Origin of the sequence: Spirosoma endophyticum (assembly GCF_900112365.1) — a bacterium.
Classification (GTDB): Bacteria; Bacteroidota; Bacteroidia; order Cytophagales; family Spirosomataceae; genus Spirosoma; species Spirosoma endophyticum.
In genome coordinates, this window is sequence record NZ_FOLQ01000009.1 from 105,083 (window position 1) to 131,546 (window position 26,464).

At 46.1% G+C, this 26,464-nt stretch carries 26 protein-coding genes; 15 read left to right on the plus strand and 11 right to left on the minus strand.

The genetic code is table 11. The annotated features are described in order from the left end of the window. Nucleotides 1-27 precede the first annotated feature (27 nt). Nucleotides 28-1,062, plus strand: a complete 1,035-nt coding sequence (locus tag BM202_RS21450; RefSeq protein ID WP_093829938.1) for a sensor histidine kinase — start codon at nt 28-30, stop codon at nt 1,060-1,062. Between the two features lie 29 nt (nt 1,063-1,091). On the opposite strand, the gene BM202_RS21455 is transcribed toward BM202_RS21450, so the two are convergent. Beyond that, nucleotides 1,092-2,357: an aspartyl protease family protein gene (locus BM202_RS21455; RefSeq protein ID WP_093829940.1), complete on the minus strand. Its 1,266-nt coding sequence runs from the start codon at nt 2,355-2,357 to the stop codon at nt 1,092-1,094. 237 nt (nt 2,358-2,594) lie between these two features. Here BM202_RS21455 and tpiA point away from each other — a divergent pair, with 237 nt between their 5' ends. Both tpiA and BM202_RS21465 read left to right on the plus strand, forming a co-directional pair. Continuing rightward, nucleotides 2,595-3,359, plus strand: coding sequence for a triose-phosphate isomerase (gene tpiA / locus BM202_RS21460; RefSeq protein ID WP_093829942.1), 765 nt, complete (start codon nt 2,595-2,597; stop codon nt 3,357-3,359). Between the two features lie 91 nt (nt 3,360-3,450). Then, entirely contained in the window at nt 3,451-3,948 is a 498-nt protein-coding gene (locus tag BM202_RS21465; protein ID WP_093829944.1) for a cupin domain-containing protein, read from the plus strand. Here the strand turns inward: BM202_RS21465 and BM202_RS21470 are convergent. The 3 genes from BM202_RS21470 to BM202_RS21480 form a co-directional block, all read right to left on the minus strand. Next, complete coding sequence (locus BM202_RS21470; RefSeq protein WP_093829946.1) at nt 3,941-4,999, minus strand: hypothetical protein; 1,059 nt, start codon at nt 4,997-4,999, stop codon at nt 3,941-3,943. The genes BM202_RS21465 and BM202_RS21470 overlap by 8 nt on opposite strands. Next, on the minus strand, nt 4,980-5,636 hold the full coding sequence (locus BM202_RS21475) for a hypothetical protein (protein ID WP_093829948.1): 657 nt from the start codon (nt 5,634-5,636) through the stop codon (nt 4,980-4,982). Before BM202_RS21475 ends, BM202_RS21470 begins: the two co-directional genes overlap by 20 nt. Nucleotides 5,637-5,709: 73 nt before the next feature. Continuing rightward, nucleotides 5,710-6,282, minus strand: a complete 573-nt coding sequence (locus tag BM202_RS21480; RefSeq protein ID WP_093829950.1) for an RNA polymerase sigma factor — start codon at nt 6,280-6,282, stop codon at nt 5,710-5,712. Between the two features lie 265 nt (nt 6,283-6,547). Here BM202_RS21480 and BM202_RS21485 point away from each other — a divergent pair, with 265 nt between their 5' ends. The 4 genes from BM202_RS21485 to BM202_RS21500 all read left to right on the plus strand — a co-directional run bounded on the left by BM202_RS21485 (nt 6,548) and on the right by BM202_RS21500 (nt 12,558). Next, complete coding sequence (locus tag BM202_RS21485; RefSeq protein ID WP_093829952.1) at nt 6,548-8,842, plus strand: ATP-dependent helicase; 2,295 nt, start codon at nt 6,548-6,550, stop codon at nt 8,840-8,842. Nucleotides 8,843-8,887: 45 nt separating this feature from the next. Next, nucleotides 8,888-10,327: an MBOAT family O-acyltransferase gene (locus BM202_RS21490; protein ID WP_093829954.1), complete on the plus strand. Its 1,440-nt coding sequence runs from the start codon at nt 8,888-8,890 to the stop codon at nt 10,325-10,327. 19 nt (nt 10,328-10,346) lie between these two features. Next, nucleotides 10,347-11,447: an alginate O-acetyltransferase AlgX-related protein gene (locus BM202_RS21495; RefSeq protein ID WP_093829956.1), complete on the plus strand. Its 1,101-nt coding sequence runs from the start codon at nt 10,347-10,349 to the stop codon at nt 11,445-11,447. A 304-nt stretch (nt 11,448-11,751) separates the two neighbouring features. Next, complete coding sequence (locus tag BM202_RS21500; protein ID WP_093829957.1) at nt 11,752-12,558, plus strand: SMP-30/gluconolactonase/LRE family protein; 807 nt, start codon at nt 11,752-11,754, stop codon at nt 12,556-12,558. Nucleotides 12,559-12,573: 15 nt separating this feature from the next. On the opposite strand, the gene BM202_RS21505 is transcribed toward BM202_RS21500, so the two are convergent. Continuing rightward, on the minus strand, nt 12,574-13,236 hold the full coding sequence (locus BM202_RS21505; protein WP_093829959.1) for a phosphatidylserine decarboxylase family protein: 663 nt from the start codon (nt 13,234-13,236) through the stop codon (nt 12,574-12,576). Nucleotides 13,237-13,328: 92 nt separating this feature from the next. Then, on the minus strand, nt 13,329-14,603 hold the full coding sequence (locus BM202_RS21510; protein ID WP_177236643.1) for a Glu/Leu/Phe/Val family dehydrogenase: 1,275 nt from the start codon (nt 14,601-14,603) through the stop codon (nt 13,329-13,331). 333 nt (nt 14,604-14,936) lie between these two features. Here BM202_RS21510 and BM202_RS21515 point away from each other — a divergent pair, with 333 nt between their 5' ends. From BM202_RS21515 to BM202_RS21535, 5 genes are all read left to right on the plus strand, one after another. After that, nucleotides 14,937-15,323 carry a TraR/DksA family transcriptional regulator gene (locus BM202_RS21515; RefSeq protein WP_093829961.1) on the plus strand — a complete coding sequence of 129 codons (387 nt, stop codon included), beginning with the start codon at nt 14,937-14,939 and terminating at the stop codon, nt 15,321-15,323. Nucleotides 15,324-15,588: 265 nt separating this feature from the next. Beyond that, on the plus strand, nt 15,589-16,011 hold the full coding sequence (locus BM202_RS21520) for a phage holin family protein (protein ID WP_093829963.1): 423 nt from the start codon (nt 15,589-15,591) through the stop codon (nt 16,009-16,011). 89 nt (nt 16,012-16,100) lie between these two features. Next, entirely contained in the window at nt 16,101-16,616 is a 516-nt protein-coding gene (locus BM202_RS21525; RefSeq protein ID WP_093829965.1) for a hypothetical protein, read from the plus strand. After that, nucleotides 16,600-17,349: a phosphoglycerol geranylgeranyltransferase gene (locus tag BM202_RS21530; RefSeq protein WP_245776739.1), complete on the plus strand. Its 750-nt coding sequence runs from the start codon at nt 16,600-16,602 to the stop codon at nt 17,347-17,349. Before BM202_RS21525 ends, BM202_RS21530 begins: the two co-directional genes overlap by 17 nt. Nucleotides 17,350-17,352: 3 nt before the next feature. Next, nucleotides 17,353-17,793, plus strand: a complete 441-nt coding sequence (locus BM202_RS21535; RefSeq protein WP_177236644.1) for an energy transducer TonB — start codon at nt 17,353-17,355, stop codon at nt 17,791-17,793. A 98-nt stretch (nt 17,794-17,891) separates the two neighbouring features. Here BM202_RS21535 and BM202_RS21540 read toward each other — a convergent pair whose 3' ends face one another. The 3 genes from BM202_RS21540 to BM202_RS21550 all read right to left on the minus strand — a co-directional run bounded on the left by BM202_RS21540 (nt 17,892) and on the right by BM202_RS21550 (nt 20,714). Continuing rightward, entirely contained in the window at nt 17,892-18,818 is a 927-nt protein-coding gene (locus BM202_RS21540) for an AraC family transcriptional regulator (protein WP_093829969.1), read from the minus strand. A gap of 174 nt (nt 18,819-18,992) precedes the next feature. Continuing rightward, nucleotides 18,993-20,162: an acyl-CoA dehydrogenase gene (locus BM202_RS21545; RefSeq protein WP_093829971.1), complete on the minus strand. Its 1,170-nt coding sequence runs from the start codon at nt 20,160-20,162 to the stop codon at nt 18,993-18,995. An 87-nt stretch (nt 20,163-20,249) separates the two neighbouring features. Then, entirely contained in the window at nt 20,250-20,714 is a 465-nt protein-coding gene (locus tag BM202_RS21550) for a MaoC family dehydratase (protein WP_093829973.1), read from the minus strand. A 31-nt stretch (nt 20,715-20,745) separates the two neighbouring features. Between BM202_RS21550 and BM202_RS21555 the strand changes: the two genes are divergently transcribed. Continuing rightward, on the plus strand, nt 20,746-21,552 hold the full coding sequence (locus BM202_RS21555; RefSeq protein WP_093829975.1) for an alpha/beta hydrolase: 807 nt from the start codon (nt 20,746-20,748) through the stop codon (nt 21,550-21,552). A 28-nt stretch (nt 21,553-21,580) separates the two neighbouring features. Here the strand turns inward: BM202_RS21555 and BM202_RS21560 are convergent, their stop codons facing one another. Beyond that, the gene (locus BM202_RS21560; protein ID WP_093829977.1) at nt 21,581-22,252 is read right to left on the minus strand and encodes a TVP38/TMEM64 family protein; all 672 of its coding nucleotides are present in this window, start codon (nt 22,250-22,252) and stop codon (nt 21,581-21,583) included. 88 nt (nt 22,253-22,340) lie between these two features. Here BM202_RS21560 and BM202_RS21565 point away from each other — a divergent pair, with 88 nt between their 5' ends. After that, nucleotides 22,341-23,480 (plus strand): cystathionine gamma-synthase, encoded by a 1,140-nt coding sequence (locus BM202_RS21565; RefSeq protein WP_093829979.1) that lies wholly within the window; start codon nt 22,341-22,343, stop codon nt 23,478-23,480. Nucleotides 23,481-23,580: 100 nt separating this feature from the next. Here the strand turns inward: BM202_RS21565 and BM202_RS21570 are convergent, their stop codons facing one another. Next, entirely contained in the window at nt 23,581-25,962 is a 2,382-nt protein-coding gene (locus BM202_RS21570) for a TonB-dependent receptor (protein ID WP_093829981.1), read from the minus strand. A gap of 256 nt (nt 25,963-26,218) precedes the next feature. Here BM202_RS21570 and BM202_RS21575 point away from each other — a divergent pair, with 256 nt between their 5' ends. Beyond that, on the plus strand, nt 26,219-26,446 hold the full coding sequence (locus BM202_RS21575; RefSeq protein ID WP_093830167.1) for a DUF4926 domain-containing protein: 228 nt from the start codon (nt 26,219-26,221) through the stop codon (nt 26,444-26,446). Nucleotides 26,447-26,464: the final 18 nt, after the last annotated feature.

The following is a 26,464-nucleotide window of genomic DNA, read 5'->3' on the forward strand; positions in this document are numbered from 1 at the left end:
CTCTTTCACTCTTTTTATCTTTGCTCTATGTCCCTGAGTCCCCGCATCATTGCGCTCTTACTGGCCTGCCTGATTTCGTCCCTGACGCTAACATTTCTGACGTTTGTGGAGGGCGTCACGAGTACTATGTTGTTCGTGGTGGGGGTTTCGTCATTTGTGCTCTCGTTTTTTTTAGTTTTCTATGCTATTGAGTTGCTGGTTTTTCGGGAAGTGAATAAGATGTATAAAACCATCCACCAACTGAAAATTCGTGACTTTACTATCTCACGCAAAGCCATTATCAAGAACACAAATCCGTTCAAGAAGCTGAACGACGAGATTTTTGTCTACGTTGCCAAGAAGCAAAAGGAGATAGATGAACTGAAACGACTGGAGCAATTTCGACGGGAGTTTCTGGCCGACGTATCACACGAATTGAAAACACCCATCTTTGCCGCTCAGGGCTTTATTCATACGCTTATCGATGGCGCTGTTGATGATGAAAACGTTCGTGATAAATTCCTCTCTAAAGCAGCTAAAAGCCTCGATGGTCTCGATGCGTTAGTGAAAGACCTGGTGGCTCTTTCGCAACTGGAAACCGGTGAAGTAAAAATGAGCTTTGGTCGGGTTGATCTGGCTGACATAACGCAGGAAATTTTTGACCAGCTAGAGGATATTGCCCGGTCTAAACACACCTCGCTGACGCTGTCTAAACCGCACCCTGGTCCTGTTTGGGTAAAAGCTGATTCACAACGTATTGTTCAGGTAATGACCAACTTAATCGAGAATGCCGTGAAATATGGCAACGAGCTTGGGCGCGTGGTCGTTACGTTGGAAGAAGATAAAAAGCATATTATCGTATCCATTCGGGATAATGGACCGGGCATTCCACCTGAACACCTGAGTCGAATTTTTGAGCGATTTTATCGGGTGGAAAAAAGCCGCTCCAAAGATCGTGGTGGTACTGGTTTGGGACTTGCTATTGTGAAGCATATTCTTAGTGCTCACAAAGCCAAAATTACGGTAATGAGCAAAGTGGAGAAAGGCACTACGTTCCGGTTTAAGCTGGAACGAATGGATTGATGTGATGCGGGTTTCCACCCGCTCTACTGTTAAATCAACCGTTTCAAGACAAAACTCGTTATAACCATCTGGCCATTTCGCCGGACAAGTATCGATACCTCGCGGCCTTCGCCTTTTTGTAGTATTTTGTAAATGTCGCTGATTGTTAAGTTGTTAGTCGAACTGTTGTTCACGAAAAGTACTTCATCGCCTTCTTTCAAGCCCGCCATTTCGGCGGGGGAGTTTTCCAGAATTTTATCTACATAGTAATTACGAAAACTTTCGCCCCTGGCCCGGAGTTCGAGGCCACTCATGTCATGCTCAAAACTTTCTCGCATAAGCCGTTTAATAGGCTTCATGACAATATACTGCTCTGGATAATTGAATGTAACGTTAAATCGACGTAGTAATTCGCAGCCAACGTTACCCTGACGTTCGGGCATATCGACCAGTTTCATACCGAAAGCCATGCTGTCTGGAAATGAGGCCAGAATATTTTCCAACTCATAGCGTCCAAATCGAACCTTTTGAATTCGACCCAGCCGCCCATTGATAACGCCGTTTAACCCCCGGCCCAATTGGGCACGAATGCTCTTTTCGGGAAGCGGCATAGCCACTAAACTACGTGCCTGATCGAGCAGTAAGGCGTGTCCTGCGCCCGTATCCAGAATTACCCGCAAAGGGGTTACTTTCTCTCCGTCAAAGATTGATAAAGCGTCCGTATAAGCTTTTGTGTCCTGAATGGTGATGGGATACCGATCGCCTTTCCCCTTACGGTATTTGTATTTGTTGGCTTTCATCAACATGATCTCATGCCGCTGAAAGTCAATATTCACGACGAAGTTGGCAAAAATTTCATAACCAAAAATGCCATGTACCGGCGTTCCAACGTACTCCGAAAGCTTAAGGATGTCTTCGTCCAGAAGGACCAGATTATGATGAGCTGCCCGTAAGCCACCCATGCTGAGGGTATTGTCGATGGCAATGGAAGCGGTCAGGCTGCCCCCTTCTCCGGCACCCGAGAGTTTGACTTTGCGAGCCAATGTAAGGGGCTTCTTCCGAAAAGCACTGGGATCGGTGATAATGGTGTTGCTCACACCCGTGTCCAAAATGAAACGCAACGTATCAGAATCATTGACCCGTACCGGAACGATGATCAGGTTGGAATGGAGCTGAAATGGAATACGTGTCCATGAGTGGTTGTCAGCAATAAAGAATCCATAGCGTTCCTTGTCGGGCACGCGTTTGTTATGGTCGTCGGCACGACTGGCCAGACATATACTTAACAGCCCAATTACCAACACCAGCGTTTTCATCTCCTTTTTGTATAGACATTGAAATTACGCATTTTTTTATTCAAATAACACAAAAAATTAGTGATTGGTTTTTCGCGTTTATGTATGCTTCATTCTGCATATGAACGGCTGCACAAAATTTAGTAGATAGCTGGCAATAGGTTCGGTTTAAATGTTCTAATTTCGCCCCTAAATAGCGAATAAACACTACGTTCGCCAGGTTTAGAAAACTGATTTTGAACACCTTATTTATTTATTATGCGTAAAAAAATTGTTGCCGGGAACTGGAAAATGAACAAGACTGCCGAAGAAGCAACCGCTTTATTATCGGAAGTCGTGAACATGATTAAGGACGAAGTCACGGGTGATGTAGAGGTGGTGTTGTGTCCGCCCGCGCTGTACCTGACCACGGCGCGGCAGTATCTAACTCCCGGTGGTAAAATCTCGATAGGTGCCCAGAACTGCCATGAGAAAGCATCGGGTGCTTACACAGGTGAAATTTCGGCACCTATGCTGCAATCCATTGGCGTTGAATACGTGATCCTGGGGCACAGCGAACGGCGACAATATTTCGAGGAAACCAACGCACAGTTGGCTGAGAAAGTCAACATCGCACTTGAAAACAACGTGATTCCTATTTTCTGCTGCGGTGAATCGCGCGATCTGCGCGAAAACGGCGATTATATCGGCTTTGTGAAAGATCAGATCACGGATAGCCTGTTTCATCTCTCGGCTGAGTCATTTGGTAAGGTTGTCATTGCTTACGAACCCATCTGGGCTATCGGCACCGGTTTAACGGCTTCGTCGGCGCAGGCGCAGGATATGCACTTTGAACTGCGTCAGCACATTGCCAGTCAATACGGTGATATGATAGCACAGGATACCACGATTCTATACGGTGGTAGCGCCAATGCCCAAAATGCAGCTGAACTCTTCGCACAACCCGATGTTGACGGCGGCCTGATTGGCGGAGCTTCGCTCAAATCGCGTGATTTTACGACGGTAGTAAAAGCAGCCCAGTAAATTTTAAAGGCGAAAGAATGAAAGAGCGAAAGAGTGCCTGAGTAAATACGTAATTTAAATTTATCGCTTTTTCACTCTTTCGCCATTAATCATGACCGCAGCATACTACGTCAACACCTTGAACATGCTGCCTCATCCTGAAGGTGGCTATTTTGCTGAGACTTATCGGTCAGCTGAAACAATTTCGCAGGCTGCCTTACCTGATCGATTTAATGGAGCGAGAGCGTTTGGAACGGCGATCTACTTTCTGTTGGAAAATCATCACATTTCTGCGTTGCACCGTATCCAGTCCGACGAGATCTGGCATTTTTACGATGGCGGTACGCTGGAGGTTTCGGTTATCTCGCCAACAGGAAAGCTGACAATTATCCGGTTAGGCCGTAATCTCAACCAAGGCGAAGTATTTCAGGCGGTCGTCCCAGCCGGAAGCTGGTTTGGTTCTAAACCGGCTGTAGGGACAGATTTTTCGCTGGTAGGCTGCACTGTTGCCCCTGGTTTCGATTTTGCCGATTTCGAGATGGCAGATCGGGCAACTCTACTGGCCGAATTTCCACAGCATCGGTTAGTAATTGAGAAGCTGACTACCTGAAATTCACATTGCCAAACGTCGATACAACCCGGACTTTAGTGCCGGTGCCATCGCCCATTTTACCAATATATTGCTTTTTTAGGCGAGGTCCATGGTTGTTATCATTATCGCTTGGCTGAGATTTAAAGTGCATCTCTGAACCCGAACCATAATTGAAATTACCATAGCTAACCGTTACATCGAAATCGCAGTCGTTACTACTGTCCATCGGTAGGGCAACTGATGAATAAGACGATTGAATATCAACGTTCTCGACCGTTTTAGATAACTGGTCGATGCGAAACCCACCCGAAAATTCGAGCTTGATTTTTCCGGATTCACGTAGCGTCCCGATTTTCGCTCCCGAATAGTTGATGTTAGCATCCAGTTTGCCAACATCGCCGATATTCATTTTTCCAAACTTATTGGTTAGTACCAATACGTTTGCTTTCGATAGTTCGAGACTCCCGTAGGCAATATCCAGCTTTCCCTGGCCAAGCGTGCCAATATCAGCTTTACCGTAGGCCACGTCAATGTCATTTTGGCGGCCTGTAAGATCATCGGCACTGAAGTTACCATAGCGGCTATGAATCGTCAAGGGGGCCTGAAAATTCGGGATGTTGGTATTGCCAAATTTGTTACGTACTGTCAACGCATTTTGTTTGGGCATCATGACCTCATAATTGATCTTAACGAAATTCCGCTCACCTCCATTCTTCCATTTGCTCAAACTCCAGTTCGACATAGTGTTCTGACTAAAATTTGTGCGTACCAGAATCTGATTCCCCGTGCGTTTTTCCTCAATCGAAACAGCGTCTATGAATTGCTGCACCCGTTCGTCGGACTCGGAGTTAGCGACAATCGTGATCTGAACCCGAATCTCTTTTTTGTCCCACAGGCCAATAGACACTTGTCCGTATTGATTTTCTATGACTAGATTATCACTGGCATCTACATCGAAAATTTTGATGATGGTCTTCTTTTTTTCTACGGCGCCGATGTCAATCGGGTCCTCTGCCCAACTGAATAGCGGGCACAGGCAGAGTAATAGGCTATACAGGAGTACTTTCATTGGTTTGTTGTTTAATGCGCTGAATAACACGCAACTGTTCATTAAGCAGATTAATCTGAAATTGCAGATTCTGAATCATCGCCTGAATCAACATTTCCTGATTCGGATTTTGCGGCAAATCCGCCTTTAGTGACTGGTAAGACTTTTCGAGCCGGTCCAGATCGGTAGCAAACTCCTTATACAGGGCCGGATTGTCTTCCGTCATCTGCTTTAACTCGGCTCGCTTGGTGTCAATCAACCGTGTGTATTGCACTACTTCTTTGGCGTAGGTCGGATTGGCGGCCACAACCTCGGGCTGGTGAGTAACACCATATTGTTGGTTCATATACAGAAAACAGCCCGCCAGCAACAGTATGGTAATGGAAGCCGCTACGCGCCAGTCGAGACTGAGCCAGGGCCATCCCGTTCGGCCAGTCGGACGACTTTCCAATTGAGCTGGGTTTTTATGAACCTGCAAGAAAGGCGATGCCTTGGCAGGCTGCTCTTTCGCTGATTCAAGTCCATCCAAGCCTGACTTTTCCAGTTCAACTTTCTTCAAACCAGCTTCTATCTTTAACCATAGATCGTCCCCTGGCTCTTTATCATCAAAAGCCTCTTTATTGTCACGGACGAAACGTTCAAGATTATCCTTTTTCATATTGTTGACGACATTCTTTTGGTTTGTCGATTGTATTTGTTGTTCTGTAGTTGTTCGGTCATGCCGGTCTGTTTTAGAGTAATTCCATTAATCGTTTTTTACCCCTCAGATACTGAGTTCTCGACGTTGTTTCGCTGATATTCAGTACGTTGCCGATCTCTTCATGGTCATAGCCTTCAAATAAATAGAGGGATAAGACCACTCGATAGCCCTCAGGGAGCAGTTGCATGGCGCGCCGTACCCGCTCCACTTCCAACTGAGTTCCTTCTTCGTCGTAAGGCTCCGTATCGGCATAATCCAGGCCATCGTCTTCGCCCAACCGAGACGACTCAATATCTACGAACTCTAACCGCCGACTGCGCAGATGGTTGATGGCCCGGTTCACCACGATCTGCTTCAGCCAAGCGCCAAACGTACTCTGTCCCCGAAATGAATTGATATGACTGAAGGCGTCAATGAAAGCTTCCTGCAAGACATCTTCGGCCTCAGCTTCATGATTAACAATCCGCAGACACACATTGTGCATCGCCTTAACGTACTGCTGATAAAGTTCATACTGCGCTCGTCGCTCACCCTGTTGGCAGCGTTTGACCAGTTCAGCATGGCGGTCTGGGTACGGCGGTCCGACGTTTCGGTTCGATTCCAACAGGTTCAGCTCCGGAGTGGTTTAGGTTGTTAATCAGGAGAAAGATGCAGGAAAAGTGAGGATGTTGCACAATAAGAAATAAAAAATGTGCGTTTCTTTCGTCACCTCAGCCAAGTTACTATTTTTCTGTACCTTAAGCTGATAAATTTCCTTGCTCCTCATGTAATGATACGCTTTCTACCCTGTATATCGTTGCCTGTTTTACGTCCTCCCAACCAAATTATTTCGTAGCTTTACTTGTTATAGAAGGATAGAAACAAGCCGAATGGTTGATTATATTTCTGGATTAAATGAACCCCAGCGGGAGGCTGTCATGCACGGCAACGGCCCGCTGATGATTATAGCCGGAGCGGGTTCGGGCAAGACCCGCGTACTTACTTACCGCATTGCTCACCTGATTGAAAATGGGGTTGATCCCTTCCGAATTCTGTCGCTGACGTTTACCAACAAAGCGGCCGGAGAGATGCGTCACCGTATCGAAAAAGTAGTTGGAACCGAGGCCCGGAACATCTGGATGGGCACATTCCACTCCGTCTTTGCCAAAATTTTACGGATTGAAGCCAAGGCTATTGGCTACACCAGCAACTTCTCGATCTACGATACCGACGACTCGAAGTCGCTGCTACGTAGCATTGTCAAGGAAATGGGGCTGGACGATAAAGTGTATCGGGTCAACAGCGTTTTCGGGCGGATTTCGGGTGCAAAAAACCGGCTCATCGGTCCCGAAGAGTATATCAATAACGTAGTGATTCAGGCCGATGACGAGTCTGCCCGGATGCCCCACATTGGCCGGATTTATAAGCAGTATGCGCTACGTTGTTTTGCGGCCAACGCGATGGATTTCGACGATTTGCTGTTCAACACAAACGTCCTGTTTCGTGATCATTTAGATATTCTGAACAAATACCAGCATAAGTTTCAGCACGTAATGGTCGATGAGTTTCAGGATACGAACGTATCACAGTACCTCATTACGCGCAAACTGGCAGCTGTTCATCAGAATATTGCTATTGTGGGCGACGATGCCCAGAGTATTTACGCATTCCGGGGTGCAAACATCGAAAACATTCTGAATTTCCAGCGCGATTATGGCAAGGAAAATGTCAAAATCGTGAAGCTGGAAGAGAATTATCGCTCGACAAAAACCATTGTACAGGCGGCAAACTCAATTATTTCCCGTAACAAAAATCAACTGGAGAAGTCGGTTTTTACGAATAATGAAGACGGTCCGCTTATTGATGTTATCAAAGCCTCGTCGGACAACGAAGAAGGGAAGCTCGTAGCATCGGCCATTTTTGAAGCCAAGATGAACGAATCGTTGGCAAACAACGACTTCGCCATTCTGTATCGTACCAACGCGCAGTCGCGGGCCTTTGAAGAAGCACTACGTAAGGTAAGCCTCAAGTACCGCATCATAGGCGGTTTGTCATTCTATCAGCGTAAAGAAATTAAAGACCTGATTGCTTACCTGCGTTTCACCGTGAATCAGCAGGATGAGGAAGCCTTCAAGCGGATTATCAATCTGCCCAAACGGGGCATTGGCGATACAACGGTGGCGAAAATCAGCGTCATTGCCGCCGAGAAGCAGGATTCTGTCTGGGAGATCGTAGCGGATATAAGTAAACACGTAGCAGGACGGTCATCCATCGCTATCGAAGGGTTCGCCGATCTGATCAAGAGTTTTAAACTCCTGCTCGATCAAAAAGACGCGTTTGAAGTAGCGTCGCATATTGCCAAAGCGTCGGGTTTACTGAAGGAATTGTATGACGATAAGACCGTTGAAGGGCTGGCTCGCTATGAGAACGTACAGGAATTGCTGAACGCCATTAAAGAGTTTGTCGATAACCCCGATAACGAGGAAAAAAGCCTCGGCGCCTTCCTGCAGTCGGTTTCGTTGCTTACCACAGCTGATGAAAAAGAGGATGATGGCGACAACGATAGAATAACGCTGATGACCATTCACGCGGCTAAAGGGTTGGAATTCAAGAATGTGCATATTGTAGGGCTGGAAGAAGATTTATTCCCTAGCCAGATGATGCTTGAAAGCCGCAATGATCTGGAGGAAGAACGACGGCTATTTTACGTGGCCATTACCCGAGCTGAGAAACGCCTGACGATATCCTACGCCGAAACGCGCTACCACTACGGTCGCCTGAAAATGTGCGAACCAAGTCGGTTTATTATGGAAATTGATCAGAAGTACCTGAAAGCGTCGAAGCTACGCTCAGCACCGAGCCGGATGGATTTCGATCGACCTGAGCGAGATAAAAGCGAGAGTACATCGACAGGGTCAATGTCTTTCGTGCGGTCGCTGGCGCAGAAAACGGCTCGTTCACAGGCTCCTCAGCAAAAAGTATCGCACACACCTTCATCTGATTTTGCCCCCACCAGTACGGCCGACTTAGCGGCTGGACAGCGGGTTGAACATGCTAAATTCGGTTTCGGTGTTGTGAAACGCCTGGACGTGAACGGCACCGAACGCAAAGCCACGATCCACTTTGATACAGAGGGCGAAAAGGTGCTTCTGTTGAGTTTCGCGAAATTGCGGGTGGTGGTATGAGTTTAGGTTTTGTCTTACCTTTGGCCTGACTTTCCGTCTGTTAATATGCTGTTTAGTTCGGCCATTTTTTTATTTCTGTATCTTCCTTTTTTCCTGATTGCCTATTATCTGCTGCCCCGCCGGTGGCACAATGCCTTTTTATTCGGAGCTAGTTTGCTGTTCTACGCGTGGGGCGAAGGGCTGGTCGTATTGGTATTATTGCTATCAGCGTTGATCAATTTTGTGGCGGGGCGGCTCGTTGAAAACGGTCAGCGCCGGGCAGGTTTGTTGCTGTCATTGATTGGGAGTTTATCGCTGTTGTTCTACTACAAATACACCAATTTTCTGGTCGATTCAGTACGTGGTTTTGCCGAAGCGTTTGCGCTTCCGATTACAGACAGCCTGACATTATCGCAGATTGCGCTGCCTATTGGCATTAGCTTCTATACGTTTCAGGGCATTTCTTATACGCTCGATATTTACTGGGGACGTATCAAAGCTAACCGTAGCTTCCTGGATTACGGCACCTACGTAGCAATGTTTCCGCACCAGATTGCCGGGCCAATTGTTCGATACGCCGACATTGCTCCCGAACTCGCTGATCGATCTGTTTCAGTCGAAAAGTTTGGAGTAGGCGCAGAACGATTCATTATTGGGCTGGCCAAAAAAGTGCTGTTAGCCAATACGTTCGCGGGAATAGCCGATACAATTTTCAACGCCCCATCCAGCAGTTATGCAACGGCAACGGCCTGGCTGGGCATAATTGCTTATTCGCTTCAGATCTATTTCGATTTCTCAGGCTACTCGGATATGGCCATTGGGCTGGGCAAGATGGTTGGGTTTGATTTCAAAGAAAACTTCAACTATCCGTATATCGCCCGGTCAATTCAGGATTTCTGGCGACGTTGGCATATCTCGCTGTCGAGCTGGTTTCGGGATTACGTTTATATTCCGCTTGGTGGAAATCGGGGCAGCAAAGCCCGCACGTATCGTAATCTGCTGATTGTTTTTTTTGTCACAGGTCTGTGGCATGGCGCCAGTTGGAACTTCATTATTTGGGGGCTTTATCACGGTTTGTTCCTTCTCATCGAACGAGCGGGACTTGGTAAGCGCCTGGAGCAAATATGGGCTCCGCTTGCTCACATATATGCGCTGCTTATTGTCTTGATTGGCTGGGTATTTTTCCGAGCCGTCGATTTGACGTCGGCAATTGTCTATTTACAGAAAATGATGGGGCTTGGAACAACAGGTCGATTGGCGTACCCACTGTCCTATTTCCTGAGCGTTGACGTGATTGTTTCTCTACTACTTGGTATCGTGCTGGCGACGCCCGTTTATCACCATTTTCAGACGTTTTGGCACCGCCTGCTGGCGCGGGTTGTGGCAACACCTGCCCGCCTGACGTTGGACACGGTTTATGTACTTGGCCTGATTGGGCTGTTCGTTATGGCGGTGTCTTATCTGGCGGCCGATACCTATAATCCATTTATTTATTTCCGGTTCTGACGTTGGTCGGTTACAGTCTATGAATACAGCTCGCTTTAAACTAGCCGCCTTCGCCTTCGCCCTCCTGATTTTCTTGCCAACATTCGATCAGATATTGGGGCTGTCGTCGCGCTTTAGCAGCACCGAAAACCGTCAACTCAGTGGAATGCCGCCGGTAAACTTCCCCCATGTTCGAAGCTTTGCCCGCCAGTTCGATAAATATTATAAAGAGAATTTTGGATGGCGCAATGCATTGTTCTACGCCTATAGCCGCTGGAAATTTAACGTATTGGGCGAATCGCCCCTGCCCGAAAAAGTAGTGGTTGGTAAAAAAGGTTGGTTCTATCTCGGTAATAGTTATAACAACGTGGTCGATCAGCACCGGGGATTATTGCCACTCTCGCCCGATTCGGCACGTATCATTGCCAACCATATTGTATCCCGTCAACAAGAGTTAGCTAAACAAGGTATTCGGCTCTACGTATTTATTGCACCGGACTCTCACACGATTTATCCCGAAAATCTGCCTGATCATCTGCAGGTTAGCCCAGAACCATCTCGGCTGGACAGACTCAAAAAGGCAATGAACCAGACACCAGTTCCATTTATCGATATTCGTGATACACTCTGGACTGCCAAACGTGACCATGTTGTGTATTATCAAACCGATACGCACTGGAACGATTATGGAACGCTAATTGGGTGTGCATCGCTAATAAACCGGATTCGGCGTGACCAGCCAACAATGCCGCCGATTACTCTTGCTGATTTTCGTATTGAGAAGCAGCGTGGTATCGGGGGCGATCTGACAACGATGCTGACGTTACAGGATGAGATGAAAGATCCCATATTTTATCTTATTACGCCCGTTGCTAATCGTGCTGGTAAGCAGACTGCCCTTATCAAAGATCCTAAACTGGACTTTCCATCAACACGGTTCGTCGGGTCTGGTTCAGACAGTTTGCTGTTCATTGGCGATTCATTCAGTCATAGCATGATGCAGTACTTACCGGGCTACTTCAAAAAATCCTACTTCATTCGTGCCAGCAAACTTGACCTGAACTTAATTCGCACAGAACGGCCAAATATTGTTGTTATGGAAACGGTTGAACGGAATATTAGCAAGCTGGCGACCTTCTGAGATGCCATTGTCCATTGACTGAACCGTTTTCTTCTGGTGAGTTACCCGTTGTTCTCCCAGAATTATATCGACCGCTTTCCTGCAATTATAATAACTGATGCGTTCGTGTTTCTTGTATTTTCTAGAATTATCTTTTGTACAGACTATTCAGGGAGACTTACCAATTTTTGGGCCAGTTTTTGTAAACAAAATACCAATTCTCTCTATTAATACGGCATAATAAGTCAACTGCTTTAGGGCAGACTTATATGATGGTGAAGAGAAACTATTTGGGCGAGAGAATGCTATTCAGTTATAAGTTAGTATGGACAATGTACGGGTACTAGCAAAAGACTTACGGTTTCCTGAAGGTCCAGAATTCGATGGATATAATAATCTTTGGTGCGTTGAGCAAGAAGGTGAGGGATTATTTTGTCGAGCGGCTAACGGGCATACAAAACGAATTCATACAGGTGGACGCCCTAATGGGTTGACCTGCCATCTCGGGTATCTTTGGTTCTGCGATTCAGGTCAGAATTCGATCCGGCGGGTAAATATAAAAACCGGGGAAATTGAGACCATTCTTGGTGAGATTGGTGGTCGGCCACTTAATATGCCTAATGATCTGCTCTTCGATGACGCCGGTAACTTACTTATTTCCTGCCCTGGTCCCTACGATGATGGCCAATCGGGCTACGTAGCAGTTTGTTCACCGAATGGTCCTGTGCAAATTATTGCAGACGGCTTATTTTACCCAAACGGACTGGCCTTCTTCCCAAATAAACAAACACTATTAATCGCTGAAACGCATCGACAACGTATCTGGAGCGGATACTGGGACAAGGAGGGAGTAAGCTGGGAGACCATTCGCGTATGGGCAAACGTTATTGATGCGCCCGTCGATGCCGATATTCCCGGCCCTGATGGTATGGCAGTTGGTTCCGACGGGCGGCTCTACGTAGCCGTATTTGGAGCGGGCATTGTCAGGGTATTTTCAGATGAAGGGCAATTCGTCCGCGATATTCATTTGCCAGGGCAGAACCCTTCAAATTGCGCCTTTGATCCAACTGGTAAACTAGGCTTGGTCGTAACGGAAACCGAACGTGGGCAGTTGTTGAGTATCAGCGTATAAAAGCTTAATTAAGCGTCACTTTAGCTCAGCTATTACTGTAACTCCTCCTTTCGTAACGTCGCCAATCTTGACATTGATTTGAGCATCTAATGGCAAAAATACGTCTACACGCGACCCGAATTTTATAAAACCAAACTCCTCCCCCTGCTGAACAGGCTGTCCTTCTTTTACGTACCAAATGATGCGTCGGGCCACGGCACCCGCAATCTGACGTAGCAGTACTTCTGTACCACTTGCTGCTTGAATAACAACCGTAGTGCGCTCGTTTTCTGTACTCGATTTTGGATGCCAGGCAACCAAATATTTACCAGGGAAGTACTTAAAATAACGCACAATCCCCGTGATAGGATTCCGATTGACGTGAACGTTCAGGGGCGACATGAAAATCGAAACCTGCCGCCGACGATCTTTAAAGTATTCACTTTCAATGGTTTCCTCAATCACAACAATCTTTCCATCAGCAGGGGCAATCACCTGTGATTCACCCGTGGTCAGCAGTCGGTTCGGAATGCGGAAGAACTGTACCACCAGCACTAACAGTACCAGACTGATGATCACAAGTAGTGTAATTGCGGTTGGATTGTCCGAAAACAGAAAGACAGAGGCAAGCAAGTCCAGCACTAGCAGAACTAGCGCTGTGGTAATCATAATGGTTTTACCTTCGCGGTGTAGGCGCATGAAATAATGTATGATATAGGATGTATGACGTATTAAACGGATTCTTTAATTCACAAAATTAGACATCCTATACCATACATCATACATTCTGTTTAGTATCCACCCCGGTATTTATAGGTGCTGGCCACTTTATCAATCGCAACTATGTAAGCGGCCAAACGTAGTGGTACCTGATAGCGTTGCGATGTTTCAAAAACGCGATCAAAAGCATCCTTCATCACGCGGTCGGCCCGACGATTAACGCGGTCGAGTGTCCATTTGTAGCCAATTCGGTTCTGTACCCACTCAAAGTAGGAGACCGTAACACCACCAGCATTAGCCAGAATATCGGGGACCACTAAGATTCCCTTACTATTAATAATTTCATCGGCACTAGCTGACGTAGGTCCATTGGCACCTTCCACGATCATTTTCGCCTGAATGGATGCCGCATTATCTTCCGTAATAACGTCTTCTTTGGCAGCAGGCACCAATACGTCTACGGCCAGCGAGAGCAGTTCTTCATTCGAAATTTTCTCGGCTCCAGTGAAGCCTTCCAGCGTTCCTTTATTGGCATTGCGATAGGCTACGGCTGCTGTAATGTCAATTCCGCTCTTATTGTAATAACCGCCAGAAATATCACTGACGGCTACTACTGTGACGCCCCGTTCGTGCAGTAGTTCAGCCGCAAATGAACCAACATTGCCAAACCCCTGAATAGCCGCTGTAGTACGGTAAGGATTCATGCGCAGTTTATCCATAGCCGCCAGAGCTGCTACCGTAACACCTCGTCCGGTAGCTTCAGTACGGCCCAGTGAACCACCCAATACAAGCGGTTTTCCCGTCACTACGTTATTGACAGTCATTCCTTTTGCTTTGGAGTACTCATCCACAATCCAGGCCATTTCGCGCGGGCCAGTGCCCATGTCGGGGGCTGGAATATCCTTATCGGGACCAATTACGTCGAGCATAGCCACTGTGTATTGTCGGATAAGGCGCTCAATCTCGCCCGCCGACATAGCCCTTGGGTTGCAGGCAATGCCGCCTTTAGCGCCCCCGTACGGAATATCCACAACAGCACATTTCCAGGTCATCCAAGCCGCCAGGGCTCTAACCTCGTCTAAGTGCACAGCTGGATCCAGCCGAATTCCTCCTTTTGCAGGCCCAAGAATGTTGGAGTGAATAACCCGATAGCCTTCGAAGACCTTTATAGCCCCGTTGTCCATCGTGACGGGTAGCCCAACAATTACCTGCCGGGCTGGTACTTTTAATATGTCATACATTTCATCTGAAATGCCCACTAATTTGGCCGCGGCATCAAAGCGCGACATCATTGACTCGAGTGGATTTTCTTTATCTTTTATTGGAGCTGGTTCAATATATCCCATGACTTTACTATAACTTCTGTTTTTAGAACAAAATTGCTGCTGAAGTGTCCCACAAACTTAGTAAATCGTAGATAATACTATGAAAAGTATATTTTTTCTAGGATTAATGTAATATCAAATTCTCAGTAGAATCATTCACATATTATTTAAAGGCCCAAAGACTTTTTAGTGAAAAATATGATAGGCAGAAGATTCATTTGGCTAATTACAGAATCACAATTCAGTGAATTTTCAAAAAAAGTATTTATACTTAGCTAATTGATTGAATTCCTGACGACAAAGCCTTAATTTTGTGGCCAAAATAAGGTACCGCATCTAACGTAAGTACTTGATATGGTTCAGGAAGAAAAAAAGCGCTATTCGGAAGAAGATTTGAAGGAGTTCGAGGAACTGATTAGTAAAAAACTCGACGGGACTCGTAGTGAGCTAAATTACATAAAAGAAACACTGAGCAAGCGGAATGATAGCGGTACCGATAACACGTCGGGTAACTCCAAACTCCTTGAAGATGGGGCTGACACTAGCGAACGCGAAAATCTAAGCCAACTGGCAGCTCGATTGCAAAAGTTTATTCAGCAGTTGGATGGCGCTATGGTACGGATTAAAAACGGAACCTACGGTGTGTGCAAGGATACGGGTAAGTTGATACCAAAGGAACGGCTCCGAGCTGTGCCACACACGCAACAGACGATTGAAGCTAAACTGCGTCAATCGCGCTAACATGAAAAGTAAGGCGAAACTGTTGTATGATTACCCAATAGATTAATATTTAACCATCCTTCAAATGGGCTGGTGCTTACTTATGCCTAGTCATAATTGACACTAATCCTGGAGGAGCCTCACTTCTAGTCAATATTGGATAATTTCATAAAGCGGCTTCGGTACATAATTAATGTACCGAAGCCGCTTTTATTTTACCCTGTTTTCAAACAAAATGAGCGTTTTTTTGTAAATACGGCAGAGTAAAATTAAATTATCTACGATTATGCTAGAACGCTTGGAAGAAATTCGGGAAAATATATTTCGTTATCTGGAAGCCCGTATCGAGTTGTTTACGCTGGAAAGCAGAGGCAAGATTGAGGAAGGAGTTGTCGTAGGTGTGCATAGTATTGTGCTGGCTCTGTTAGCTACTATGACAACTATATTTTTATTTATTCTGCTGGCCGCTTACATAAATGAACTTACAAGTAGTCGGTATCTGGGTTTTTTAATTGTGGCAGGCTTTTTTCTGCTTCTAAGCCTAATCTGGATAGCTGCTAAAGATTTCTTCAAATCAAAAATTCGCGTAGCTGCTTACAGTGCGATAAAAAAGAGTCAGGAGAAAAAGATTGAAGAAAAATCGGAAGCTGTTCAAGAATTGATGGCGCAAACCCGGTCATCTATGAGCGATACAGGACGTAGTGCCTAGCACAATCGATATTTTTTCAAATATGCTGATAGACAGATCGATAAACTACTTTATGAGCCACTTATTTACACGAAATCAGGAAGAAGAAAATGGAAGATCCTAAAGTGTTATTCGCTGATACGACAGCTCGTCGAGCAGAATTGATGGCCGCTACAGAGCGATTTAAAACCTCAATTACCGATGGCGTTGAGTCTATAAAAGGCGATGCTACAGAAGTTGGCAAAACGACGGCGTTTGTTGCAGGTGCCGCTTTAGCCGTATATTTGGTTGTAAATGCCATTCTGCCTAAGTCCGATGAGTATCGGTACGCCGAAAAATATGGTGAGCCGGACGATGAGGAATATGACTATGACGAAGATGACGAATTATCGGACGAGCCGTCAAATCAAAAAGTTGCTAAGCAGAAGGCAAATAAAATTCAAAAGTCGGCAGCCACGAGTGGCCTGATTGGAGGCATAATCACCTCTGTTCTAACTAACATCGCTCGTGAGCAGCTAACTGGATTTTTAGCCCGCATACGTACTAATAATGCCATCAATCCAACTGCCGAACCAACTGACTACCACGAACAAGCTCCCACAGAGCCTGTTGACTACACTCCGTAAGTATAGGTTGTCTGGTCAAAAGGCCTTTGCCGTTCTGCTCGATCCTGATAAGATTGAGCAGAACGCATTTTCTGCTCTACTTGCTCAAACGGTTACAAATCAAATCGACTTTTTCCTGGTTGGTGGTAGTTTGGTAACCGATTACGCTCATAAGGAAGTCATCTCTGCTATTCGGCGTCATAGTCAGACGCCGATTATTTTGTTCCCGGGTAACCCACTTCACATTGAGGCATCGGCCGATGCTATTTTACTTCTTTCGCTTATTTCAGGCCGCAATCCAGAATTTTTAATCGGGCAGCATGTTATTGCGGCTCCACTACTCAAAAAAAGCGGGCTGGAAATTCTGCCAACGGGGTATATGGTGGTAGATAGCGGTACGCAAACAACCGTTTCATACATTAGTGGTACAATGCCCTTACCCTACGATAAGCCTGGCGTGGCAGCCTGTACCGCTATGGCGGGTGAAATGCTTGGCCTGCAATTAATCTACCTGGATGCAGGCAGCGGTGCACGTCGCCCTGTATCGCCCGAAATGATTGCCGCTGTTCGTGAAGCGGTTGATGTGCCCATTGTTGTAGGCGGAGGGATTAATTCTGGCGAAAAAGCATATGAAGCCTTGAAAGCAGGTGCTGATGTGATTGTGGTTGGGAATGGTATCGAGCAAGACCCGGATTTATTGCCGCAATTATCGGCCGTAGTGCGGGAGTTCAATCAATCAGTAGTACAAGCTTAATTCATGAAACATTGTACCTCACCTTTGCTATACCTAGCGGTTATAGCCTGTACACTCTTATTCATCAGGCGTCCTGAGGCAATGGCGCAGTCGGTTAAGGGAAAAATTTATACAGTTGCCGAACGCCAGCCGGAGTATCCAGGAGGAAAAGCTGCATTGAGTCTGTTTCTGGCCGAGAATATAAAGGTCCCTAACGCACTGGTACGGAAAAATTATGATACCGGACCAGTTGCGGCCAAATTCATTATTGACGACCTGGGCTATGTGCATGATATTAGAGTAACGACGAAACCGCTCGACAAAAAAACATTAAAAAGAATGCAGGGTTTTATAACCGCTGTTATTGCGGCTATCGAAAAAATGCCCCGCTGGCGTCCGGGAGAGGTGGGAGGTAATCCTGTTGCGGTATTTTACACGCTGCCTATTGAAGTAAATATGCAATAAAAGTCAACAAGCTGATAGGCGTCAGTTAATAGTATCTACTTGCCGCTCAGCGGTCTGTTATACTATTGACTGACGCCTATCAGCTTGTTAACTTTATTTTATACGTTCATCAGGGACTCCCGACGGCGCATTTTACCGGCCGGAATACCGAACATCATCTTGAATCGGCGGCAGAAATAAGCCGTGTCTTTGTAACCCACTTCGGCACCGATCGCGCGAATGCTCTTTTTGCTCGTACGTAGTAATCCCACGGCGGCTTCCATCCGTTGGTATTCAATATAATCCTGCGGGTTGATTCCCGTCAGCATCTTGAAATATTGTCCAACGTAATCTTCTGAAACGTTTGCTACGTTGGCCAGCACTTTGTTGGACAGGTCTCCACCGAGATTTTCTTTGATGTAGGCAAAAATATCGATCAGACGTGGATCTTTAAAGTAGGTACTGTTCGTCACCAACTGCTCGACGAACAGATGGTTTTTCAAAATATACCGAACGACTTCAATAACAATTTCCTCCGTCTTAATCTTAATAATGCGGCCCTTCCCGGCCAGATCGGTCATTTCTTCGGCCAGAATCTGATCAATGGTAGTCGCTAAATGTTCTTCCCGCTTGATGATGAATGGAGGAACATCCAGCGAATTAAAAAAGTTAACCGAGTCAAAAACTTTGGCTTCAAACGATACGTACCCGAATGAATTAGGCAGATGGCCAATAAGTTTTGGGTCATGGTTGCCTTCCCAGTATGATTCCCGATGCGTCATGAATTCCTCATTAGAGACGGTTTTTGGGTTTGATGGATCACCATACGTAACTGTAACGTGCTTACCACCAGGTATAAAAAGCATGTCACCAACATCCACCTTTATTTTCTCGTCGCCAATTGATACGTCGCCGTTGAACAAAATCAACAGTGTGTTTTCAACATCGTAGAAATTTTTGATGGTGATCGGTTGTAAAATCCGAATATTACGGGCCTTAATAAACTTAACACCCAATGATTCGATTATTTTATTGTAATCTTCCATAGTAGAAAGGGGATATCTCTAAATTTTAGTTCGGTGCTCAAAGTTGCACAAAACTAATAATTTGTACAAAACTAATACAACTATAAAAGTTTCCAAAAAATAAAAAAAATAGTACGTATTCAGCAAGAACACGTACTATCGGTTTAGGAAAATTCGACTTTACCAAGAAAACCCCTAGCGAACCAGTTCTCGGGCTATTACTAATTTTTGTATTTCGGAAGTACCCTCATAAATCTGAGTGATTTTTGCATCGCGCATTAACCGCTCTACATGAAATTCTTTTACATAACCGTAACCGCCGTGAATTTGGACAGCCTCGGTGGTGGTCCACATCGCTACATCTGAGGCAAATAATTTAGCCATAGCAGCCGCCTGGACGTAATCTTTGTGTTCATCTTTCAGCCGTGCGGCCTTGTAGACAAGAAGTCGTGCGGCTTCTATTTTTGTTGCCATTTCAGCTAATTTAAACTGAATAGCCTGATGGTCAAATAGTTGCTTTCCGAAAGCTTTGCGTTCCTGACTGTACTTTAGCGCTAATTCATAAGCCCCTGCTGCAATGCCCAATGCCTGAGCAGCAATACCAATCCGGCCGCCATTTAGCGTTGACATGGCAAATTTGAAGCCAAAACCATCATCGCCAATACGATTTTCCTTAGGCACCTCTACGTCAGTAAAAAGTAAGGAGTGCGTGTCTGATGCACGTATCCCCATTTTATCTTCTTTTTTACCGACCACAAAACCCGGCGTTCCTTTCTCGATAATCAGGCAATTAATACCCCGGTGTTTTTTTTCGCGGTCGGTTTGCGCAATGACTAAGCAAATCCCCGAAGTGTTTCCATTTGTAATCCAGTTTTTGGTGCCATTCACTAAATAATAATTGCCTTTATCTTCAGCAGTGGTGCTCTGTGACGTAGCATCGGAACCTGCTTCGGGTTCTGACAGACAGAAGGCACCTATAGTTTCACCGGTGGCCAGACGGGTCAAATATTTCTTTTTTTGCTCTTCGGTACCATATGCTTCCAGTCCATAGCATACCAGCGAATTGTTAACCGACATCACTACCGAGGCTGACGCATCAATTTTTGATATTTCTTCCATCGCCAATACATACGAGACGGCATCCATGCCACCACCGCCGTACTCCGGTGAAACCATCATACCTAAAAAGCCCAGCTCGCCCATCCGCTTGATTTGCTCGGTCGGAAACCGGGCTTCGTTATCACGTTCGACAATGCCCGGCAACAGTTCATTCTGAGCAAAATCGCGGGCGGCTTCCTGCACGGCAAGGTGCTCCTCCGATAAGTTAAAATTTAAACTCTGTAATTCCAGTGCTGCCGATGCCATCTGAATAGCGTTGTTTTAGTTAATAAAGATTGTTTGTTGAGAATGGGGTAAATATAAGAAGAAATAAGACGATGGTATGCGTGCATACTATTCCTGTTCGGAGAGCAGCGTGATAAGTTCTGCTACGCAAACGGGTTTTGATTCGCCTTCGATGGCAAATATACATTCGATAAAAACCTTCGCAGTCGTTTCATTTTGCTGCTCGACTTGTTTTAATTGTGCTTGCATACGCAGTCGACTGCCAACCGGGACTGCGCTTGTGAATCGAATTTTATTGGCTCCGTAATTGATACCCATTTTGATTGACTCAATCCGGTAAAGTTCGGCCATCAGTTTTGGGGCCAGTGAAAGTGTCAGGAAGCCATGAGCTATAGTTGTTTTGTAGGGCGATTCGCGGGCGGCTCGTTCAGGATCGGTATGAATCCATTGATAATCGCCGGTAGCTTCGGCAAATAGATTGACCATCTCCTGGGTGATTGTTACGTAGTCTGTTTCGCCAAGCGATTGCCCAATATGGATCGAAAACGCAGCCAGATTCGTGAAGGTGAGCATTGGTGTTTGGGTTTTATGCAACTTTGTCAATATGACTGGGGCTACTACGTATAATTTTTTGTTTGAAGGGAATCGCCTGGCCTATCGCAAATATGGTACTGGTACGTCAATGCTGCTGGCATTTCATGGGTTTGGACAGAGTAGCCTGGCCTATAAATCCTTTAATACGCTGGCTGGTAGTCAGTTCACGGTCTTTACCATTGATTTATTCTTTCATGGGAATAGTCAGTATGTCAGCCGTAAGCTTCTAACCAAAAGTGAATGGCAAAGGTTAATAGGCGCTTTTTTACAAGATCAGAACATCCATCGTTTTTCGCTGATAGGCTTCAGTTTGGGGGGACGATTCACGCTGGCAACTGTCGAAGCTTTTGCCGATAGATTGGATCAACTCATTTTGATTGCGCCAGATGGTATCACCCTCAATGGCTGGTACAGTTTAGCAACAAATTCCGGTGTCGGCCGCTGGCTGTTTCGGTATTTGCTACGTCATTTACCCATGCTCACTGCCATTGGACACACCATGACACAACTCGGTCTGTTGAATCGAACCGTTATGCGATTTGCCGAAATATCGCTCGGTACATCTGAACAGCGCGATCTGGTCTATCGAAGTTGGACGCAGTTTCGATTAATTCATCCCGACCTAAAGACTAGTAGTATATTGCTCAATACATATCCTGTGCGGGTGCGTTTCTTCACGGGGGCCTTCGATCGGCTTGTGCCAGGTACGTATATTTCTCCGCTAACGAAACGGCTTCGGCACTATGAGCTTACTATTTTCAAAACGGGGCACAATCATCTGATTGAGTTGACTGCTGAAAAACTGAGCCAGAAATAATTTTTATGGCTAACCGATATGGTCGACATTACTTTAATGATCGCTGTATGACCTGCCATAGTCCCGCAATAGAAACAACAATCAAACCGATAATAACGATTTGAGTCCAGGCGCTTTGGTTAGGATTTTCTAAAAGCGTCTTGATTTCGCGTGCTTCGTGGCCCGACCATATAGCTAGTAATGTGCGTGGCGTCATCCCCAGAAATCCACCCAGCAAAATATTTTTCAGTTTCGCGCCCGATAGCGCGAACATCAAATTTGTTAAGCCAAATGGAAGAATAGGGGAGAGCTTGGCAAAGAAAATAACTTCCAATTCGTTATTCAAAATGCGATCCAGCACCGATTGAGCTTTGGGATTTCGGCGAAGGAAAGCAAGAAACCGGTCATGATCGAGCCAGTGAACGATAAGGTTAATGAATAATATACCGCCAAAATTGATTACGAAAAGAGGCAATACAGCCTGCCAGCCCAGAAAGTAGCCAAATATAAGGGCCAGCATTGTTGGGGGCGTCAACCCTGCCGACGTAATGGCACAGCAGAGCGTAATGATCGCCCACTGCCAACCGGTAAAACTGGCGATTTGAGCTTCGTGAACGACAGCGAAGTAGGTCAGAAACGACGTAAAGGCAATGGGCGTCACCGATAAGATAACACCTGCAATGGCGGGGCCGGTAAGAGTTTTAGGAATAGATAACTTCACAGTATATCAAACGGGTAAATGGCGGCTGTGGTTTTAGGCAAGCCGTTCAAGTGCCTGTGCGACGTTAGATTCTTCGCTACCTTTGAGTATGAAATTCGGAACAAAAGCCATCCATGCCGGTATTGAGCCGGACCCCACAACGGGCGCCATTATGACGCCTATCTATCAAACGTCAACCTACGTGCAGGAGTCGCCGGGTAAGCACAAGGGCTACGAGTATGCTCGAACGCAGAATCCAACACGTACCGTCCTGCAAAACAACCTCGCAGCGCTCGAAAACGGGAAACACGGGATTTGTTATTCGTCGGGCTTAGGCGCAACAGACGCGATTCTGAAACTGTTCAAACCGGGCGATGAAATAATTGCCAGCAACGACCTTTACGGCGGTACGTATCGAATTATGGTGCGTGTGTTTCAGGAATTTGGTCTAAAATTTACGTTTGTCGATTTATCGAACCCGGTTAATCTGGAATCGTTGATCACACCGGCCACAAAAATGGTCTGGATTGAAACGCCGACGAATCCACTGCTACGTTTGGTGGATATCGAGGCCATTGCCGCCATTACGAAACCGCACAACATTCAGCTTGTTGTCGATAATACATTTGCGTCACCTTATCTGCAAAATCCACTCGACCTTGGCGCTGATATTGTTATGCATTCGGTCACAAAATACCTCGGTGGTCACTCTGATACCGTTATGGGGGCCATTATCCTGAACGACGATGAAACCGCGCAACGGCTGGCATTTATCCAGAACGCTTGCGGGGCCGTTCCAGGACCGCAAGACTGCTTTCTGGTGCTACGTGGTATTAAAACCCTGCATATCAGGATGCAGCGCCACTGCGAGAATGCGATCAAGGTCGCTCAGTATCTGCAACAGCACCCTAAAGTGAGTAAAGTCTACTATCCGGGCCTGGAATCACATCCGGGTCATGAGCTGGCCAAAAAGCAAATGCGGAGCTTTGGCGGTATGTTGTCATTTGAGTTGAAAGGTGATTCGATGCCCGAAGCGGTTCACGTAATGGAAAGTTTTAACGTGTTCTCTTTGGCCGAATCATTGGGGGGTGTTGAGTCACTGTGTACGCACCCCGCCAGCATGACCCATGCCAGCATTCCGAAAGAAGAGCGTCTGAAAAATGGTCTGAAAGATACCCTCATCCGGCTCAGCGTTGGTATTGAGGACATTGAGGATTTGATTCAGGATCTGGAGCAGGCGATAAATTAATCTGAACCGGGATTTAAATGATTAATACGATTAGGCTTCCAAGAGTGAAAACAACAAAATCACATTAATCATTTAAATCCCGATTCAGACAATCTGATAATTAAAACCTTATGCGAATCCCCGCCAGAAAATTCCGTCCGGCTTGTGGATAATAGCCATTATCGGCTGCGACTTTCCCTTCAGAAATATAAGCGTAGGTATAGCCATTCGATTCGTAAAGCTCATTCAGTACGTTATTGAAGAGCAGCGTAAAGACAATTTCCTGTGCGAACTTGGGCTTGAGGCTGTAAATCAGCCGAATGTCATTAGTGAAATACGAATTCAGTTTGCGGCTTTCGTTCGACGTATTGTCCAGATATTGCTTGCCAACGTATTTGGAGAGTAACCCCAGCTCCAGCCCTTTGGCGGGTGTAAACAGCAACTGCGATCCGGCAATCACATTCGGTGAGAACGAAATATCCGTTTGATTGTACTGTCGGCTCTCCTGCTGACCGTTGTCGAAGTTGTCCAGATATTCCGTAAAATTCTTGATCTTGTTCTGGCTGAAGGTAGCGTTTACGTTCCAGCGAAGCGATTTGGCTAGCCGTGCACCAGCCTCCAACTCCAGCCCCGCCCGATAACTGTTTGGTACGTTTACCCGATTAGCCGCACCTACGTCATTCAGTTGACCCGACAATACCAGTTGGTTCCGGTAATTCATGAAGTAAGCGTTGGCCGTAAACGCCAGTTTCTCTGTCTGAATTTTATACCCTGCTTCGTAATCGATTAACTTCTCGGCTTTGGGACGACTTTCGGGCGTTGACTGTGTGTAGTCGTTGCGGTTTGGCTCCCGCTGACCTACCCCCACAGAGGCATAGACCGTACTGCGGTCGTTGATTGTGTATGTCAGCCCTGCTTTCGGATTGAAAAATGTCAGTTTCGCGTCCTGCTGAACGTTTTGCAACTGGCTGTTGAATCCTAAAAATGAATAGTCGATCGTTCGAATCTGGGCATCAACAAAACCATTTAAGCCCTGCGTAAACTGGTAAAACGCTTTTGCATATAGATTGAAATCTCGTTTCGTGGCGTTGTCTTCATAATACCGGTCTCGGATATTCGCGTTGCCAGAAACTCTTGCCCAGATAATTTCGCCGTAGTGAGCGCCCGTATACTGATTCCAACCGCCACCAATATTGGCCGTCAGCTTGCCAAAGCTGTTGTAGTCGAACGAAAAAACGCCCCCGTAAAAATCATTGTCCAGCCACAACCGCCGAACCAGATCCGTTTTCGTGATCATAGAATCACCGATGACGACATTGGGCAAACCGTATTTACTGAAGTTATCGGCCGGTTTAAACTCCTCATAATACCCTTTGCCTTTTGTATAAAAGAATGACACGTTAGCACGCCAGTTTTTACTGAGTTCATGCGATGTAATTAACTGATAATTATCCTGCTGGTAGTTATCCGTCTGATTATCATACGTAAACGAGTTGTATGTGCGGTTGGTCTTTAGCAGATTTTCCGGTACGCCATTCCAGGCCTGATACGTTTGCTCCTGACCCGAAAATATGTTTAGCCGGAAAAAACTCTTTTTCGTGTAGTAGCCACCAGAGATATAAAAAGACTTTAGGTCAGAGAACGCGCGGTCAATGTAGCCATCGGAATGGATTTTTGAGAGTCGGGCGTCCAGCACGAAATGATTATTGAGTAGACCCGTACCGACTAATACGTTCACTTTGCGGGTTCCAAATGAGCCTGCCGATACGTTCGTTTCGGCATAAGGCTTCTCTTCCAGCTTATTGGTCTGAATATTAACCGACGCCCCAAAAGCGCCAGCTCCGTTGGTCGATGTACCGACACCGCGTTGAATCTGAACCGTACTGACTGAAGACGCAAAATCGGGCATATTCACAAAAAACGTCCCCTGCGACTCGGCATCGTTATACGGAATTCCGTTGAGCGTGACGTTCACCCTCGTTGCATCCGACCCGCGAATACGAATACCGGTGTATCCCACGCCCGCACCCGCATCGGATGTTGTGACGATCGAGGGGGTGAAGTTGAGCAACTGCGGAATGTCCTGACCCAGATTGAGTTTGTTCAGCTCCCGGCGCGTCACATCGGTGTACGCAATCGCCGACTTTTGATTGGCGCGTGTGGCACTCACAACAACCTCATCAACCGCAATGGCCGCTTTTTGTAACGTAACAGTTATGTTCGTATTCTGCGTCAGGTCGAGCGTTTGCGTCTGGGTCTCAAAGCCTAGTAGCGAAACATGTATTGATAATTGGCCGGTCTTTAGGTTTGTAAGCTGAAAGACTCCGTTAGCATCGGTGAAAGTACCTTTGTAAGTACCTTCGATGGTAATGGCCGCGCCGGGCAACGTACCGCCGTCAGCCTCGCTAACTTTTCCCGTAATGGCGAATTGAGCCCACGCGGGCAGATTTGACAGCCAAAATAAGGCTACAAGCAAAATAAGATAAGTCGTCGTTTTTTTCATGACGAAAAAATAGACGATAGGCTAGGGGCCGGACCTATCTTTGGTTAGAGATGATTTTTGGCAACTACTCACGAACCTAATTCGTGAATACATTTCCCTTAGCAGCATTACCCGCCCAGGTTCAATGGGTATAATCTCAGCCCGTTATATTGGGGCACCCCTTAATAAGATTAGCGGGAGCAAAGTTAACTCAATTTTAACAAAACAAGACGTCAAATCGGGCGTTACTTATTTCAGGAGCATTTTTACAGTACGCATGAATGAGTTTGATTTAGTTGTGTTACAGGAAGACGTAGCCGACGGTCGCTTAAAAGCAGGCGACGTTGGCATTATTCTAACCGTCTATAATGAAGGGAAAGCCTTCGAGGTCGAGTTTGTTACATTGACTGGCGAAGCTGTTGCGGTAGAAACGTTATTACCGCACCAGATTCGGGATGTACGGGCTTCCGAAATGTTGGCTGTACGGGATATGGCCATAGATTAAGGAACTGATTCGTAAACT

What these genes read in the sequence shown, in the direction of transcription:
- BM202_RS21450 (WP_093829938.1), top strand. Translation starts at nt 28, where the DNA reads ATGTCCCTGAGTCCCCGCATCATTGCGCTCTTACTGGCCTGCCTGATT.
- BM202_RS21455 (WP_093829940.1), bottom strand. Translation starts at nt 2,357, where the DNA reads ATGAAAACGCTGGTGTTGGTAATTGGGCTGTTAAGTATATGTCTGGCC.
- tpiA (WP_093829942.1), top strand. Translation starts at nt 2,595, where the DNA reads ATGCGTAAAAAAATTGTTGCCGGGAACTGGAAAATGAACAAGACTGCC.
- BM202_RS21465 (WP_093829944.1), top strand. Translation starts at nt 3,451, where the DNA reads ATGACCGCAGCATACTACGTCAACACCTTGAACATGCTGCCTCATCCT.
- BM202_RS21470 (WP_093829946.1), bottom strand. Translation starts at nt 4,999, where the DNA reads ATGAAAGTACTCCTGTATAGCCTATTACTCTGCCTGTGCCCGCTATTC.
- BM202_RS21475 (WP_093829948.1), bottom strand. Translation starts at nt 5,636, where the DNA reads ATGAAAAAGGATAATCTTGAACGTTTCGTCCGTGACAATAAAGAGGCT.
- BM202_RS21485 (WP_093829952.1), top strand. Translation starts at nt 6,548, where the DNA reads ATGGTTGATTATATTTCTGGATTAAATGAACCCCAGCGGGAGGCTGTC.
- BM202_RS21490 (WP_093829954.1), top strand. Translation starts at nt 8,888, where the DNA reads ATGCTGTTTAGTTCGGCCATTTTTTTATTTCTGTATCTTCCTTTTTTC.
- BM202_RS21495 (WP_093829956.1), top strand. Translation starts at nt 10,347, where the DNA reads ATGAATACAGCTCGCTTTAAACTAGCCGCCTTCGCCTTCGCCCTCCTG.
- BM202_RS21500 (WP_093829957.1), top strand. Translation starts at nt 11,752, where the DNA reads ATGGACAATGTACGGGTACTAGCAAAAGACTTACGGTTTCCTGAAGGT.
- BM202_RS21505 (WP_093829959.1), bottom strand. Translation starts at nt 13,236, where the DNA reads ATGCGCCTACACCGCGAAGGTAAAACCATTATGATTACCACAGCGCTA.
- BM202_RS21510 (WP_177236643.1), bottom strand. Translation starts at nt 14,603, where the DNA reads ATGGGATATATTGAACCAGCTCCAATAAAAGATAAAGAAAATCCACTC.
- BM202_RS21515 (WP_093829961.1), top strand. Translation starts at nt 14,937, where the DNA reads ATGGTTCAGGAAGAAAAAAAGCGCTATTCGGAAGAAGATTTGAAGGAG.
- BM202_RS21520 (WP_093829963.1), top strand. Translation starts at nt 15,589, where the DNA reads ATGCTAGAACGCTTGGAAGAAATTCGGGAAAATATATTTCGTTATCTG.
- BM202_RS21525 (WP_093829965.1), top strand. Translation starts at nt 16,101, where the DNA reads ATGGAAGATCCTAAAGTGTTATTCGCTGATACGACAGCTCGTCGAGCA.
- BM202_RS21535 (WP_177236644.1), top strand. Translation starts at nt 17,353, where the DNA reads ATGAAACATTGTACCTCACCTTTGCTATACCTAGCGGTTATAGCCTGT.
- BM202_RS21540 (WP_093829969.1), bottom strand. Translation starts at nt 18,818, where the DNA reads ATGGAAGATTACAATAAAATAATCGAATCATTGGGTGTTAAGTTTATT.
- BM202_RS21545 (WP_093829971.1), bottom strand. Translation starts at nt 20,162, where the DNA reads ATGGCATCGGCAGCACTGGAATTACAGAGTTTAAATTTTAACTTATCG.
- BM202_RS21550 (WP_093829973.1), bottom strand. Translation starts at nt 20,714, where the DNA reads ATGCTCACCTTCACGAATCTGGCTGCGTTTTCGATCCATATTGGGCAA.
- BM202_RS21555 (WP_093829975.1), top strand. Translation starts at nt 20,746, where the DNA reads ATGACTGGGGCTACTACGTATAATTTTTTGTTTGAAGGGAATCGCCTG.
- BM202_RS21565 (WP_093829979.1), top strand. Translation starts at nt 22,341, where the DNA reads ATGAAATTCGGAACAAAAGCCATCCATGCCGGTATTGAGCCGGACCCC.
- BM202_RS21570 (WP_093829981.1), bottom strand. Translation starts at nt 25,962, where the DNA reads ATGAAAAAAACGACGACTTATCTTATTTTGCTTGTAGCCTTATTTTGG.
- BM202_RS21575 (WP_093830167.1), top strand. Translation starts at nt 26,219, where the DNA reads ATGAATGAGTTTGATTTAGTTGTGTTACAGGAAGACGTAGCCGACGGT.